Raw genomic sequence first — 14809 nt, 5'->3', positions numbered from 1 at the left:
CGCTGGCAAAACTCTCAAGTAGAAAGGAGATGATGGATGTTGCGATGCCCACGATACTGCTTACCAATGACGATGGTGTGTACTCGGCTGGCATACGGGCTGCCCTCAGGGCTTTAGAGCAGGTGGGGGATGTGGTGGTGGTGGCGCCCGCCATCCAGCGCAGTGGTTTTGGCCGCTCCATCTCAATCTTTGAGCCCCTCAGGATGAGCGAGGTCGTCATAGGAGAGGGCACGAGCGCATATGCCGTGGGTGGAACGCCCGCGGACTGCGTGATTCTCGGCATATTCAGTATACTCAAGAGGCTTCCAGACCTCGTGGTTTCTGGAATCAACGTGGGCGAGAACATAAGCACTGACTCTGCCATGACCTCTGGTACGATAGGGGCGGCATTCGAGGCTGCAGGATATGGTGTACCCTCCATAGCCATCTCCACACAGGTGGTGGAGGAGAGCCACAAGTTCGGGGATGGGAGAGGGTATGAGGGGGATTTTGAGGTATGTGCCTCATTGCTCAGGCGCATCTCAGCGCGCACAATCGAGAAGGGCTTTCCAGAGGGTGTGGACGTGCTCAACATCAACGTGCCCCATGGTGCAGACGAGCACACAGGGGTTGAAATCACGAGGCTGGCAAGAAAGCTGTTTAAGACCGATGTGGAGGAGAGAAACGACCCCAGGGGGAGGCCCTACTACTGGATATCTGGAGGGCTCATCGTCAATGGCGAGGAGGGGACGGACAGCTGGGCACTCTACGTGAGGCGGAGCATCTCCATAACACCCCTCTCGCTCGACATGAGCGTGAGTGTGGATAAGGATGAGCTGCTGAGCCTCTTGAAGTAGGCTCTACTTTATGCCCTCCTCGAGCAGCAGGGCAATGTCCTTCATGGGCACCTCCACTCCGCTCTTTTGGCTCACCCCCTCGAGGTGGTACAGGCAGAAGGGACAGTACGTGACCATCACCCCTGACGTCTCACTCGCCTTTTGGAGATGGAGCATGCCTATGGCATCTGCAATCTCTGGATAGTTGGGCTTCACACCAGCTGGCGCCCCACAGCACACAGTGTGCTTGTCGAACATCTCTTTCATCTCAATGCCCATGCTGGCGAGAATCTCCCTCGGCACATCGTACATGTGCCGCAGGGGGCACGCATCCTTTAGCGTGGCCGTGCCATCGATCTGCTTTGGTTTGAGCTTGCCCTCCTCGATGAGCTGCTTGAACACCTCTATCGATGCCACTACCTCGAACTTGGTGTCGCGGTATAGCTTGGGATACTGGAACTTGAGCACACCATAGCATGCTGGACAGGACACGATGAGCTGCTTTATGCCCAGCGACTCGATGTAGTTCACATAGTTCTTGGCATACTCCCTTGCCTCGTCGAGGTGTCCGTTGTCTATCATGAAGAGCCCGCAGCACTGCTCCTCCTCCAGTATCCTCGGCTCGATGCCACACGAGTTTAGCACCCGAATGGTCGCCTGCGCAATCTCTGGATGCTTGAACGCCACCCAGCACCCAGCCATGTAGCCTACGTCGGCGTCTTTTGAGAGCTTCAGGTCATCTGTTATCCAGTCCAGCCTCTTGGAGTTGTCGAACCCACCCGGGTTTTTCTTTTCGAGGATGTTGGACACGATGTGCTTCGTTCTCTCTGGCTCTCTTCCCTGCTCTGCGAGCAGCTCTCTCTCGTGCTGGATTATGTCGGATATGGGTATGTGCTCAGGACACACATCATCGCACACCCCACACCTCGTGCAGAGGTAGATGGTATCGAACTCGTCCTTTTCGAGCGCTTCTCCCGCAGCTATCTTGGAGAGCAGCTTTATCTTGCTGTCTGGCGTGTAGGTGGAGTTGTCCGATACCATGGATATGGGACACACCTCTCCACACTTCCCACAGTCTATGCACGAATCAACGGCAGCCTGACAGGGATCCATTTTTCCCACCTTGGGTTAGTTTGATATAGCACGATAAATATGTTATGTTAGGCTTGCCTAAGGTGGTTGTGGTGTATGGCTCGGAGCTCGAGGATATCAGGAAGGAGCTTGAGTGGGAGGAAAAGGCACGCAGGCTGCTTGGCGTGAGAAGGGACGCCACCCACCACGAAATCAAGAGGGCATACTGGCTGCGTGCGATGGAGTGCCACCCAGATAGGGTGGAGGGGGGAGACCCCGAGCGGTTTATGATGCTCTCCGAGGCATATGAGTATCTGACAACAAGGCGCAACAACGACCGCTACAGCTTTCACACGCGTGAGGTGAAGGAGAGGGAGGACTACGTTAGCTGGTGGAGAAAGCAGTTCTTTGAGTGATGCGAGGCGCTATGTGGGGTTTTACGACACCCCCCTTGGGAGAAGCATACTTTTGAGAGAGCGTGAGCTCATTCAGAGAGAGCTTGTGGGCTGTGGGTGCGTGCTCGATGTGGGCTGTGGGCCCGGGGTGTTCGAGGGCATCTTGGATATGAGGATGGTGGGGCTGGACATGGACAGAAACATGCTGCACTTGGCCCCCCATCACGCCACGTGCACGTTTGTGCAGGGGATGGCAGAGCACCTGCCGTTCGGGGAGCAGAGCTTCGATGGGGTGGTGTGTATAACGTCGCTGGAGTTCATGGAGGATGTGGATGCTGCGCTCGGGGAGGCTCACAGGGTGCTCTCATCAGGGGGAAGGCTGCTCGCGCTCGTGCTGAACCCCCTCTCCGAGTACGTTGAGAGGAGGAGAAGGGAGGGAGGATACTTTGCGAGGATAAGGCACACGCCAGAGGAAATCGTGAGGAGGGCTCGTGCGCACTTTGCCCTCGGATGGGAATACTGGTTGGGAATATCTGAGGAGGCGGTGTACGATTCTCAGAGCCCACGGGAGGCTGCCCTGTGTGTGATAAAGGGGGTAAAACTATCTTAGGCACCCTCTGCCACATAGAACCTCTTTCCCTCCAGCATCCTCATGCTCACCCTGCCATCTGAGAGCAGCACCGAGAGGTGCTTTAGCAGCTCCTTATCGTTGAGCCCAGTGGCTGCCATGAGGTCATCGAGGGTGCAGGGCCTTATCCTCAGCATGCCAAGGATGAGCTCGAGCCTGCCCTGTGCGTGCACCACCTCCGCCTCAGGCTCTGCCTCGGGCACGATTTTCGTGGGCACAGAGCATTCGCTCTCAATTTTTATGGCAATCTCCCTGAGTCGTGAGGGCTCAAGAGCCCTGACGTACCTCTCTGCCGGTGGTCTCGTCGGGGTGTTGAGGTGCACCTCGGCTGGTTGTATTGTGGCTATGCATGATATGAGGTGCTCAAGGGAGGTGGGGGTGGTGTTGCTCACACCTCCCTCGATGAGCATGACCTCCAGCCACACCCTCTGCTCTGCCGAAAGCCGTCTCAGGGCGGTGAGGACATTCTCCAGCCTTATGCCCCTCGCGGGCCTGTTCACCCTTTTCAGTGTCCCCTCATCCCCTCCATCGAGAGAGGGCAGTACCACGTCGAACTTGCACGCCGCCTCGAACACCGATGGACGGGTGAGCAGCGATGAGTTGGTGATGAGGGCACAGGGCACATCGGTGAGCTCCCTTATGCCCTCGATGAGTGCTCCAAGCTCTGGGTTGAGCGTGGGCTCCCCGCTTCCCGCAGCCGTGATGTAGTCCACCCTTGGGCACTGTGAAAGCACCCCTTCGAGTTCGCAGAGCACCTTGGAGGCGCTCGGAAATGCTATGCCCTCTGGGCCGGACACCACGTGCTTTTTGCTTCCGAGCTGGCAGTACACGCAGTTGAACGTGCACGTGAGTCTTGGTATGATATCGAGTCCCAGCGAAGCACCCAGCCTCTTGGAGGGCACTGGACCGTACACGTACATCTAACTCACCAGCCCAAAACCCTCACTCCTTGGGATAGCTAATCCTGATGGAGTCTGCAAGTGCCTCTTTGTCCAGCTTTCCAGCCTCCATCATGCATGCGAGGGTCATGGCGAGGGGGGCAAAGCATATGGGGGTAAACTTGAGCTCGTCTGCTATCTCATACACCCTCGTGGCGTCGTGCTCTGCAATCTCTTCGGGTCCAATCTCGGGCAGCTTCTCTCTCACCCCTCTGAGATGGGGACAGTTGGTGGCAAAGCTAATCTTTATCTTGCCCTCTGGTGTTTTCTTAGCCCTCACGAGTATCACATAATCACACAGGGGCGTGTTCACCCTCACCTTGGATACATCTTTCTTACCATCCCCATCCTTCTGGGGAACCTCTATCGTGATGGTGGATTTGTGGGCAAGAGACTTGGCTATCATGTCTGCCTCGAGCCACCAGGCGTTGATGATTGCAGTGGGCACTGGGCAGGTGGCTGGCACGTTGTTGTCCACGGCACACTCATATACATCACTCATAACATGGTAGAGGTCTTCCATCTCCGTCTCCATGTAGTTCAAGTCCTCTGCGAAGCTTTGAAGGTGAGGGCACTCTGTCTTGAGCTCTGCCCTGAAGATACCTTCATCATCTCTCCAGCCCTTTATAAGGGCAGTGTGCCCACAGATGGGGTCTTCCACCTTTACCCTCGATACCATCATTTCACCTGTATGAATGGTTGCATCTATCAGTATATAATATTAAGCTAATGCACCTCCTCATCACGGGGCATGAACACCACCGTCTGGGGCTCCATACCCTCTATGAGCCCCTGTGCCACCATTCCCGCCGCAATCCAGCATGCGGTCATGAGGGCTGGAGGCACAAAGCTAAAGGGAGAGAGCCCCACGTCCTCGGCGGCCTCCAGCATCCCCTCGGGGTTTGCCCTGCACAGCGAGGACACCGAAAGCTCGGAAACCTCCTCCCCAAAGGCCACGACATCCTCGCAATTGCTCTTTATTCTCGTTATTACCACATCATCCTTCTGCTTTGCTCTGATAAGAGTGGTACACTCCCCCAGTGTCTCGTGCACCCTCACCTTGGATGACCCTGTGGCAGGCCGAGTGCCCTGCTTTCTCTCTGGTGCGAGATGGATGGTGGTGGGTGGAGCACTCTCGGCTCTCTTTTTTTCGATTAGACCAGTGGCTATCATGCATGCGGCGATGATGGCAGGCGGGATGAGGCAGTTGGAGTGCACCCTCGCCTCGGCCACCGCATCATACATCCCGCCGGCGTTCACATATCGAAGGTCTGCTGTGGTGAACTCGGGCAACAGCTCAACCATTCTCTCTATCAGCCTGCACCCACTCTTCACGCCCACCCTTATGCTGCCTTGGGGGGTGAGCTGTGCACTTATGAGCGCGTTGTGCCCGCAGAGCGGATTGTTCACGAGCACCCTTGCCACAAGCCTTTCAGAGGGCGAGATTCTCGGAATATATGCCCTTTCGAGTTCTGGGTTCCTCACCCTGATTCTTCTCATCTGGATACCCTCTGGGGAAACAATTTTGATTAGTTATCAAATTACTAAACAAAACTCGTCTTTGCCGGTACTTAAGGATTTCTGAGCTCTTGAGTGTGCTGACTGACTCCGGCGCCCCCACGGGGGTGGCCATCGTGGAGGAGGGAGACCCCTCACCTGCTAAAGTCGAAGTTCTCTCTTACGATTTTGAGGGCGCAGTACTCGCCGCACATCGTGCACACTTCGGGGTCCTCGGGATATCTCGAGGCTCTTATCCCCCTTGCGGTGGTCGAGTCAATGGCATATTTCATCTGGCTTGCCCAGTCGAGGTCTCTTCTGGCCCTTCCCATGGCGAGGTCCATGTCCATCTTGCCCAGCTTCACCATGTCGCCGGCATGGGCCGCTATGCGCGCACATATCACGCCGAGGCGAGTGTCCTCCACGTTGGGCAGGGCAAGATGCTCTGCCGGCGTCACGTAACATATGAAGTCAGCGCCCGCAGCGCTGGACATGGCCGCCCCAATCGAGGCCACGACGTGGTCGTATCCAGGCGCGATGTCGGTCACCACGGGCCCAAGCATGTAGAAGGGCTTGTGGCCGCTCATCTCCTTCATCACCCTGACGTTCGCCTCGATGTGGTTGATGGGAATATGCCCGGGCCCCTCGATGATGGTCTGCACACCGAACTCATGTGCCCTGTCCGCAAGCTCACAGTTTATTATGAGCTCCTGCATCTGGGCACGGTCCAGCGAGTCGTGCACTGCTCCTGCTCTCATGCCGTTTCCGCAGGAGAGGGTGACCTCGTGCTCCTTCAGTATCTCGAGAAGGTAGTCGAACTCGCTGTACAGTGGGTTCTCCTTCTCGTTATGCAGCATCCATGCCGACATGAATGCCCCTCCCCTCGAGCACAGGCCTCCATAGCGTCCGTGCCTCTTGAGCCTCTCCAGCGTCATCCAGTTCACACCCGTGTGGATGGCCATGAAGTTGGTGCCCATCTTGGCCTGCTCCTCGATGATCCTGAAGAGGTCGTCCTCCTCCATGAGCACTGCAGCTCCCTTCTTTCGGATGGCCTCGATGAACGCCTCGTACAGCGGGACGCTTCCCACCGACAGCGTGGTCGCCTCAATCACCCTTCTTCTGATCTCTCTCAAGTCGCCTCCAGTGGAAAGCTCCATGAGGGTGTCAGCACCACTCTGCTGGGCCACTTTGGCCTTCTCCACCTCCATGTCCACATCCACGATGTCAGAGGATGTTCCCACAGAGGCATTTACCTTCGTTCGGATCCCCTCACCTATTCCACAAATCTCGACCTCTCTGTAGGGTGAGATGGGCATCACGATCCTTCCGCTGGCCACCCCGCGTCTTATGAACTCTGGGTCAACACCCTCTTTCTCGGCAACTATTCGCATCTCTTCCGTGATGATTCCTCTCTTTGCCTCCTCTATTAGCCCCATGTGAACTATCTCCGGGGTTGACACTGTGTTCCCCACTCTTAAAAAAGGTGCTGTTTGAGCATGCCCAATCGTTGGGCCTGTGGCCATCTTCTGTCGATTATGTGAGTTTTCAGACTGAAAGGTGTGTTGGAAGGGAGAAGTGGGGCCGCGGAGATTTGAACTCCGGTCTCAGGACCCCCAGTCCTGAAGGATGGTCCAAGCTACCCTACGGCCCCGCTGTGTGTGCACCGTTGCACAGGGCAGTATAAATCTCTTCCGCTGCTGCCCTCATTCTTTACGCCACTCTTTTGCCACCCACTTGAGGCAGGGTTGATCTGAGGTTATTCAAAAAGTGCTGGGACATAACTCTAAAACGACAGAGATTTATACTCATGTTAGCACCAAGAATTTGAGTAAGATTAGAAGCCCACTGGACATGCTTGGGGTGAGAGGCATCCAGAATGAGTATATATGCAATACAGGTATAATCCCAAATTGGGATGATATACGCAATGCGTATATGAACGAGTTGTCCGAAATCGTGGACGAAAGGGACTCAATATTCTGAAGGAAGGATACCATGACCACATGTGATGAAATATATCAAATTTTGAAAAATCCTGAGAAAGAAACAATGAAAATCGAATTCAAAGAATCAGAGAAACTACGAAGTGGAGAAGGTCAGAGGGATATAGGCTATGAAATTGTGGCATTAGCAAATCGTTATGGAGGTAAATTATTAATAGGAGTCAAAAAAGATGCAACTCTTGAAGGTAGAGGGATATTTGATGATAAAGGTATAGACCATTATAAGAACATTATTGATAATATTTGTCACAATACGATTAGCCCAATAGTTGAATACGATATAGAATTCTTACAATGCCCTGATGGAGATATTATGGTTGTAAATATCCCAAAAAGGAAAGGCATTCCTCATGCATATATTGTTTCAAGAGAAGGGCCAGAAATTAAGAATAGGATCTATTATATTCGAACAAGTCATGGAAAAAGGTTAGTTAGTGACAGACAACTGGAATGGCTATTTAGTCATCAAGAAGACCCTGATTTTACATTTCCATTCAGAATTGTTATCAACTATTACAAGGACTCACTTGGAATTCCAGGTCCTATATATCAACCAAGTTGTATTTTTAACTACATAAGTTTTGTGAACAGTATACCTAAAAATGATATTAAGACCTTAACAAAGAATTGGGACACTGTTCAATCATTTTTTATAGAGATTACACCTTACGCTCTCCTCCATTCATTTTCATGGCTTTTTGCACACTCATGGCTAATAGAAATTCGTAGACATGAGGGAAAGATTTCTTCCGGTCCAATACCCAAGAGCGTAAGTTCTAGGAAGATTTCTGTTAAAGACCTACCAAAACCATCAAAAGACTCTATAATTGCATCCCTATCATGGGATTTTTCAAAAATATTTGAAAGTGCTGGATTTCTAGATTTTTGCATACCGTCAAATACAGAATTGCAAATTCAATATGAGAGTAAAGGGAAAAAATCGCAATTATCGTTGAAACATAACGATTTTAGTTTTGATATTGTCTTCCAGTTCTCCTCGATGTGTGCAGGTCTTCATTTTACACACCCTCAAAGGGCTGTATTAATGGATCGTAAACCGATTGAAGGTCAAGAGAAAATGCATAAATTATACCAATCTATCGAAATGGACTGTGTATTTAAAGCATCATTTAATTTTCCGGAAGAGAACGTCGAGTTGTTCAACGATTATTATCACTATGCGAATACAATAAAAGACCATTTGGAAAATGATTGGGACTACGATCGTTTCATAGAAAAATTGCCTCATCATAAACTCTACGTTATTGACAATAAATTGAACGATATTCTAAGAATATTGGAGGAAAAACTATGAAAGTTGAGAGGCCATGCCAGACTAAAATTACAGAACAAAATCTAAAAGCAAAAATGATGCCCTTTCGTCCACGACTCTCGCCAACTTCGTTGGCTCGGTGCTACCGTACTCGAACAACAAGCGGGCATCTGGCTTTAGCACTTCGTGCTTTCGCCCAAATCCTCTTGCGAGGACTTCAGATAGCCGCTGGACGTTATCTGCCATTGTCAAGGGGGTGTTATAAATGAAAAGCCTAAAATCCCTTTGTATTAGTTTATCAAGAGCCGAAACAGAAAAGGAAGTAATTGACTTATTGAAAGAATGGGGATATTGGGATGATTCTAGTGCATGGAGATACTATGGAGACAACGAAAATAACTTTGCTACAATAGGTAATCAACAAAGTGCACCAGATTCTGCTTTAGTTGAAAAAATTGTAAATTCTGTGGATGCTATGCTAATGAGGGAGTGCCTTCGAAGGGGAATTGATCCAGAAGGGGATGAAGCTCCTCCAACCACCGAAGATGCATTGGAGGAATTTTTTGGTATCAGGCATGGTATGCTAACAAATTTATTACCTAAAAAGAGACGAGAATTAGCTGAAAATATCATGATAGTGGCAACTGGTAAAAAGTCTAATCCAAATTATTCAATTATTGATAAAGGAGAGGGGCAAACTCCTAAGAAGATGTCTGAAACATTTTTATCCTTAACAAAATCAAACAAATTGCGTATACCTTTTGTTCAAGGTAAATTTAATATGGGTGGCACTGGTGCCTTACAATTTTGTGGAAAACATAATTTACAACTTATTATATCTCGAAGAGATCCACAAATAGTAAAGATAGAAGGTAACGATGGAACTTCTGACTATTGGGGGTTTACGGTCATTAGACGTGTAGATCCCGAGAAGGGAATGAAAAGTTCTACTTTTAAATATTTAGCTCCCCACGGGAATATACCTATGTTTAAAGCTAAGAGCCTTCCACTTTTACCAGGAGAGTATCCAAATCCATGGGGGCAACATTTAGAGTGGGGAACATTTATTAAATTATATGAATACCAATTGGTGGGTCTTAAAACAGCTGTTTACTTTGATTTATATTACCGGCTGGCAGTTTTGGTGCCTAATATAGCTCTACCTATTTTACTTGTTGAAAGGAGGAGAGGATACACTGCTCAAGCTTATGACATTGTTCTATCTGGTTTAAGCGTTAGGTTAGAAGAAGATAAGTACAGGAATATCGAAGATGGTTTTCCCAGTTCCGCCACTCTTAAAGTTAAAGGACAGGAAATGAAGCTTCAGATATTTGTCTTTAAACCTGGTAAGGAAACACATTATAAGACGAGAAAGGAAGGAATAATCTTTACTGTAAATGGTCAGGCACATGGATTCATACACGATTCGTTTTTTACTAGAAAATCTGTCGGTATGTCGTATCTTGCAGACTCCCTACTTATAATAGCCGATTGTACAAAATTTAGTGGTAGAACCAGAGAAGATCTTTTTATGAATAGTAGAGATAGATTGAGAGAGGGAGAATTAAAAAAAGAAATAGAAGAAAAAATAGCGGAATTAATTAAAAAACATCAGGGTTTAAGAGAGTTAAAAGAACGACGCAGACGAGAGGAAATAGAGGGAAAAATAGGCGATGCGAAACCCTTAGTGAAAGTAATAGAGAAGGTAATTAAAAACTCTCCTACTCTCTCGAAGTTATTTGTAGAGGGGGTTAAAATAACAAACCCATTTAACCTTGCTCCTGCAGGAGTTAAAGAAGAAATTTTCAAAGGTAAACAATTTAAACAATTTCCTACCTATTTTGAGTTAACAAAGGAGTTCACAATTCACAAACCAAAACACTGTCCGCAGAACCAGAGATTTAGAGTGCAATTTGAAACAGATGCCGAAAATAATTACTTCGCAAGGGCAAGGGATTTATACCCCGGAGAATTTAAATTATTCTTAGATAAAACCGAGGTAGAAGATAAAGATTATACATTGAATCTTTGGAACGGAATTGCAAATCTAACTGTATCGCTACCTGAGGATTGTAAAGTGGGTGATTTACTAGAATATGTAGCAGAAGTCAATGATATTTCTCGTGTAAATCCTTTTTTGATTGAATTTTATGTAATCGTTGATCCGCCAGTTCAAAAGAAGAGCGGAAAACCTGGAAAGAGGATTCAACCTCCAGGTGAGGAAGGAGAAAAGAGGAAGAAACCATCAGCATTTGATATACCCAATATAATACCAGTAAAAAAAGATGAGTGGGATAAATATGGCTTCGATGAAGAAAGCGCATTAAAAGTAATGGATTCAGGCGAAAATGGATACGATTTCTACATCAATATGGATAATATATATCTACTGACAGAAATAAAAGGACGGTTTAAAACAGATCCCAAGATATTAGAAGCACAATACAAATATGGCATGGTGCTCATTGGGATGTCTCTTCTTAAGGAATTAAAAGAAAAAGAAGAGGAATCTATTTATGAAAAAGTATACGAAATAACAAAGGCAATATCCCCAGTTTTGCTCCCAATGATTGCCACACTTGGTACATTAGAGGAGGAATAAAAAATGGCAATGGCAGATAACAGCGGACACACGGCTCCGCTTCGCTCCGCCCAAATTCGGTTTGCCGAACTTCTTTTACACCGAGAACCGTTAAGTGAAGTTCCTATCTCATTTAATTGATTTGCCTTGAGTGCATTGAACTCATCCTCACATTCTCACCATTCTTATGCAACACCACAAATTGCTCACCCCCTTTCTCTCGGTGTTCTGAAGAGCACATCCTCCACCCAGCTCACGATGTCTCCCGTTCCCCCCACACTCACACCCTCTATTCTCTTTAGCCTCTCGATGTTCTCGAGGTCTATCTGCCTTGGTGTGAGCACTGCCTCCATCCTTCTGATGGCTCCATGGGGGCATGCCTCAACGCACACCCCACACCCCGTACACAGCGAGGTGTCTATGCCCGTCCCATGCCCTCTTATAGCTCCCGTGGGACACACGGACCCAGCGTGGCAGCACTCACAGCCCACACACAACGCGCGGTCAATGAGGTATGGCGTTTGTGAAGCAACCGTCTCAGCATGGGCATCCACGGGCACGATGAGGGTGGGTACCCTCGACTTGGTGGCCATTGCGATGCAGTTGCTCACGAGCGAGTCTGCAATGCCGTACACCGCCTTTGCCACCGTGTTCGAGGTGGCGGGACTCACCACCAGCGCCCTGTACCTTCCTATCTGAAACCTTCCGCTCTTGGGATAGCTGCTCCTGTGCTCATCCACGAACACCTCCTCGAGGTAGCCACCTTTCGAGATGTTGCCGATTCTCTCGAGCACACCATAGAGCCTGCACACCTCCACCGCTGCAGCAGAAAGAAAGGTGGTAATCTTAAGGCCCGGATGGCGGGCTTTGAGGACACTCACCGCTTCGATGCTATCGGTTAGCAGGTGTCCAGCACCTGTAATTGCCCACGCAATGCACAGCTCGTCTCCCAAGCTCAAGCCCCTCACATCCCTTCGTGGTGCATGCTAATCAACATTGTGATGTTTTGGTGAGCATCTTGCTCTTGTGGTACTCGCCTTGGTGTCTTCCAGTCCGCCCGTGAGGTGAAGCTCACAGTGCCAATGCATCCGATGGATACTTTGGGATGCGGTCAACTCGAACGATGCAAACCTCATCAAGGATGGAGTGTATGGCGAGAGCACACGGTAAGGTGTGCCATCAGAAAATGGTTCAAATTTGACAACAAACGGTGGAATATGTGGGTTGTGAACTCTTAAATGGATAATCATGGCAAATCTTTTAAATATTAGTTGGCAGATGCGCTCACATGGTCTCCACGTTCACACTCTCCATAACGGTGCTCGTGTACCTCATGGCAGTGTTTTATCTGAGCTGGTATGGGTATAAGCGCACCCGTGAGGTCGAGGACTTCATGGTGGCGGGAAGGAAGGCTCATCCCTTTGTGGTGGCGATCTCCTATGGCTCCACGTTCATCTCGACTTCCGCAATCGTGGGCTTTGGAGGTGTGGCTGGGCTGTTCGGAATGGGACTGCTCTGGCTCACCTTTCTCAACATCTTCGTTGGTATCTTCATCGCATTCGTGTTGTTTGGCACCCGTACGCGAAAGATGGGTAAGAACCTCGGCGCTGTCACGTTTCCAGAGCTCATGGGAAAGCGGTTCAACTCCCGCTTCATACAGGGCTTCTCTGGTATACTGATTTTCCTGTTCATGCCCCTGTATGCGGGCATCATCCTCATCGGTGCCGCACGCTTCATAGAGGTCTCCCTTAACTTGGACTATAACGTGGCGCTGCTGATATTCACCATCATAATAGCCGCCTACGTGATCACGGGCGGCATCATCGCCGTGATGTACACCGAGGCCCTGCAGGGCACCATAATGTTCGTGGGCATGGCGCTGCTGCTGGTGCTCACGTACATCAAGCTGGGGGGTGTCACGGCTGCCCATCAGGCGCTCACCGATCTTGCTCCACTCGCCCCAGCATCGCTGACGGCAGGGGGTTTTACTGGATGGACATCTTTCCCCACGTTTGGCTCTCCCATCTGGTGGACGCTGGTGTCCACCATCATCTTGGGAGTGGGCATAGGCGTGCTCGCCCAGCCCCAGCTCGCCGTTAGGTTCATGACTGCCTCATCTAAAAAGAGCCTGTACAAGGCAGTGGCCATAGGCGGGGTGTTCATCTTCATGATGACCGGAGTGGCGTTCATCGTCGGGGCGCTGTCCAACCTGTACTTCTACCGCACGCAGGGCGTGATTGCCGTGGTGGCAGCGGGAGGCAACATCGACAAGATCATCCCCATGTACATCAGCTCGGCCATGCCCGAGTTCTTTGTGGTGCTGTTCATGCTCACACTGCTCGCAGCCGCCATGTCCACCCTCTCATCTCAGTTCCACGTGATGGGCACCTCAATAGGCCACGACTTCTATCGGGAGTTCATCAGGAAGGGAAAGATAGGGCTGACAATCCCAATCACGAGAGTGGGCATCATGGTGACCATCTTCATCTCGGTGGTGCTCGCCTACGTCCTTCCGATAAGCATCATAGCCAGAGCCACCGCCATCTTCTTTGGGCTGTGTGCCGCTGCGTTCCTGCCCATGTACATCGGAGCGCTGTTCTGGAAGAGGATGACGAGGGCTGGGGCAATAGCGAGCCTGCTGGTGGGCACCGTCTCCTCCCTGTTCTGGCTCACCTTTGTGCATGCCAAGGAGGCCACTGCACTCGGAATATGCAAGGCGTTGTTTGGCATGGATACGCTGCTCACGGGCACGTGGACTGTTGTGGACCCAATTCTGGTGGCACTTCCAATATCGCTCGTGGTCGCCTTTGGCGTCTCGTTGCTCACAACGCCAATGGACGAGACGCATCTCGATGAGTGTTTCAGGGGAATAGAGGAGTGATATGATGCTGGGAATACCGGACTTCTGGGTGCTTCTGGGGTTTGTGCTGTGCATCATCAGCACGGTGCTGTGTGTGGTGTACGGGGCGATGTACTGGAGCGCTCCCGAGGACGATGAGGAGTGAAGGGGCAGTTGTAGATGGGTGAGCTAAACATCCTCATAGCGGGTGTTGGTGGGCAGGGGGCCATCCTGATGTCCAACGTGATTGGCAGAGCCGCCATACTGAGCGGACGCCACGTGCTCTCCTCGGAGACTCATGGCATGGCTCAGCGAGGTGGAAGCGTGGTCACCCACGTGAGAATTGATGCCAGGAGCCCCCTGATACCCAAGGGTGCATGCGACGTGCTGGCTGGGCTCGAGCCCTTGGAGGCTCTGAGGGCTGCGTCCTATGTGGGAAAGCACACTCACGTGGTGCTCAACACCCACCCCCTCTTTCCCACCTCCGTGCTCAGAGGGGATGGGGTGTATCCAGACATGGACGATGTAGTGAGTCATTTTGAGAAGTTCTGTGCCCACACCTTTGCGTTTGATGCCACACGCGTGGCGGCCTCATTGGGGAGCACGAGGGCGACCAACAGCGTGATGCTCGGCGCCATGAGCCATATCCTGACACTGGAGGAGGACGCCCTCGTGCACGCCCTTGTTGAGAGTGTCCCACCCCGCACCGCAGAGCTCAACAGAAAGGCTTTTGAGCATGGCAAGAGGGCATTGCTCAGCTCGAGGTGAG

14 protein-coding genes and 1 tRNA gene are annotated in these 14809 nt (G+C 50.6%); 8 read left to right on the top strand and 7 right to left on the bottom strand.

What is annotated here, in order from left to right; all coding sequences use genetic code 11:
- Nucleotides 1-29: 29 nt before the first annotated feature.
- Nucleotides 30-836 (top strand): 5'/3'-nucleotidase SurE, encoded by an 807-nt coding sequence (gene surE, locus BP07_RS01730; RefSeq protein WP_042684733.1) that lies wholly within the window; start codon nt 30-32, stop codon nt 834-836.
- 3 nt (nt 837-839) lie between these two features.
- Here surE and BP07_RS01725 read toward each other — a convergent pair whose 3' ends face one another.
- Entirely contained in the window at nt 840-1928 is a 1089-nt protein-coding gene (locus BP07_RS01725) for a (Fe-S)-binding protein (protein ID WP_042684731.1), read from the bottom strand.
- Between the two features lie 62 nt (nt 1929-1990).
- On the opposite strand from BP07_RS01725, the gene BP07_RS01720 reads away from it, so the two are divergent.
- Nucleotides 1991-2302 (top strand): J domain-containing protein, encoded by a 312-nt coding sequence (locus BP07_RS01720; RefSeq protein WP_245597026.1) that lies wholly within the window; start codon nt 1991-1993, stop codon nt 2300-2302.
- The gene (locus tag BP07_RS01715; RefSeq protein ID WP_042684725.1) at nt 2295-2891 is read left to right on the top strand and encodes a class I SAM-dependent methyltransferase; all 597 of its coding nucleotides are present in this window, start codon (nt 2295-2297) and stop codon (nt 2889-2891) included. The genes BP07_RS01720 and BP07_RS01715 overlap by 8 nt, the downstream gene beginning before the upstream one ends.
- Here BP07_RS01715 and BP07_RS01710 read toward each other — a convergent pair.
- The 5 genes from BP07_RS01710 to BP07_RS01690 all read right to left on the bottom strand — a co-directional run bounded on the left by BP07_RS01710 (nt 2888) and on the right by BP07_RS01690 (nt 6995).
- Nucleotides 2888-3829 (bottom strand): radical SAM protein, encoded by a 942-nt coding sequence (locus BP07_RS01710; RefSeq protein ID WP_042684724.1) that lies wholly within the window; start codon nt 3827-3829, stop codon nt 2888-2890. The genes BP07_RS01715 and BP07_RS01710 overlap by 4 nt on opposite strands.
- Before the next feature lie 22 nt (nt 3830-3851).
- Nucleotides 3852-4529, bottom strand: a complete 678-nt coding sequence (locus BP07_RS01705; RefSeq protein WP_042684722.1) for a DUF6951 family protein — start codon at nt 4527-4529, stop codon at nt 3852-3854.
- 44 nt (nt 4530-4573) lie between these two features.
- A complete protein-coding gene (locus tag BP07_RS01700; RefSeq protein WP_042684719.1) occupies nt 4574-5347 on the bottom strand; it encodes a DUF6951 family protein in 774 nt (257 codons plus the stop codon).
- A gap of 152 nt (nt 5348-5499) precedes the next feature.
- Nucleotides 5500-6780 (bottom strand): phosphomethylpyrimidine synthase ThiC, encoded by a 1281-nt coding sequence (gene thiC, locus BP07_RS01695; RefSeq protein WP_042684718.1) that lies wholly within the window; start codon nt 6778-6780, stop codon nt 5500-5502.
- Nucleotides 6781-6920: 140 nt separating this feature from the next.
- Nucleotides 6921-6995 (bottom strand) — tRNA-Pro (locus BP07_RS01690).
- Nucleotides 6996-7339: 344 nt separating this feature from the next.
- Here BP07_RS01690 and BP07_RS01685 point away from each other — a divergent pair.
- A complete protein-coding gene (locus BP07_RS01685) occupies nt 7340-8662 on the top strand; it encodes an AlbA family DNA-binding domain-containing protein (RefSeq protein WP_042684717.1) in 1323 nt (440 codons plus the stop codon).
- Between the two features lie 223 nt (nt 8663-8885).
- Nucleotides 8886-11222 carry a hypothetical protein gene (locus tag BP07_RS01680; protein WP_042684716.1) on the top strand — a complete coding sequence of 779 codons (2337 nt, stop codon included), beginning with the start codon at nt 8886-8888 and terminating at the stop codon, nt 11220-11222.
- Nucleotides 11223-11407: 185 nt separating this feature from the next.
- Here BP07_RS01680 and BP07_RS01675 read toward each other — a convergent pair whose 3' ends face one another.
- Entirely contained in the window at nt 11408-12160 is a 753-nt protein-coding gene (locus tag BP07_RS01675) for a flavoprotein (RefSeq protein WP_084174043.1), read from the bottom strand.
- Between the two features lie 329 nt (nt 12161-12489).
- Between BP07_RS01675 and BP07_RS01670 the strand changes: the two genes are divergently transcribed.
- From BP07_RS01670 to BP07_RS01665, 3 genes are read left to right on the top strand one after another with little or no spacing between them, the layout of a single operon-like run.
- A complete protein-coding gene (locus tag BP07_RS01670; RefSeq protein WP_042684714.1) occupies nt 12490-14082 on the top strand; it encodes a sodium:solute symporter family protein in 1593 nt (530 codons plus the stop codon).
- Nucleotide 14083: 1 nt separating this feature from the next.
- Entirely contained in the window at nt 14084-14206 is a 123-nt protein-coding gene (locus BP07_RS09115; RefSeq protein ID WP_276624618.1) for a symporter small accessory protein, read from the top strand.
- A gap of 14 nt (nt 14207-14220) precedes the next feature.
- Complete coding sequence (locus tag BP07_RS01665; protein ID WP_042684711.1) at nt 14221-14808, top strand: indolepyruvate oxidoreductase subunit beta; 588 nt, start codon at nt 14221-14223, stop codon at nt 14806-14808.
- Nucleotide 14809 lies beyond the last annotated feature (1 nt).

Origin of the sequence: Methermicoccus shengliensis DSM 18856 (genome assembly GCF_000711905.1) — an archaeon.
Classification (GTDB): Archaea; Halobacteriota; Methanosarcinia; order DSM-18856; family Methermicoccaceae; genus Methermicoccus; species Methermicoccus shengliensis.
Note: the sequence above shows the minus strand (reverse complement) of the source record. Positions and strands in the feature narration are given on the sequence as shown.

Coding starts and splice junctions, on each gene's coding strand:
- surE (WP_042684733.1), top strand. CDS start 30: ATGATGGATGTTGCGATGCCCACGATACTGCTTACCAATGACGATGGT.
- BP07_RS01725 (WP_042684731.1), bottom strand. CDS start 1,928: ATGGATCCCTGTCAGGCTGCCGTTGATTCGTGCATAGACTGTGGGAAG.
- BP07_RS01710 (WP_042684724.1), bottom strand. CDS start 3,829: ATGTACGTGTACGGTCCAGTGCCCTCCAAGAGGCTGGGTGCTTCGCTG.
- BP07_RS01705 (WP_042684722.1), bottom strand. CDS start 4,529: ATGATGGTATCGAGGGTAAAGGTGGAAGACCCCATCTGTGGGCACACT.
- BP07_RS01700 (WP_042684719.1), bottom strand. CDS start 5,347: ATGAGAAGAATCAGGGTGAGGAACCCAGAACTCGAAAGGGCATATATT.
- thiC (WP_042684718.1), bottom strand. CDS start 6,780: ATGGGGCTAATAGAGGAGGCAAAGAGAGGAATCATCACGGAAGAGATG.
- BP07_RS01685 (WP_042684717.1), top strand. CDS start 7,340: ATGACCACATGTGATGAAATATATCAAATTTTGAAAAATCCTGAGAAA.
- BP07_RS01680 (WP_042684716.1), top strand. CDS start 8,886: ATGAAAAGCCTAAAATCCCTTTGTATTAGTTTATCAAGAGCCGAAACA.
- BP07_RS01670 (WP_042684714.1), top strand. CDS start 12,490: ATGGTCTCCACGTTCACACTCTCCATAACGGTGCTCGTGTACCTCATG.
- BP07_RS09115 (WP_276624618.1), top strand. CDS start 14,084: ATGATGCTGGGAATACCGGACTTCTGGGTGCTTCTGGGGTTTGTGCTG.
- BP07_RS01665 (WP_042684711.1), top strand. CDS start 14,221: ATGGGTGAGCTAAACATCCTCATAGCGGGTGTTGGTGGGCAGGGGGCC.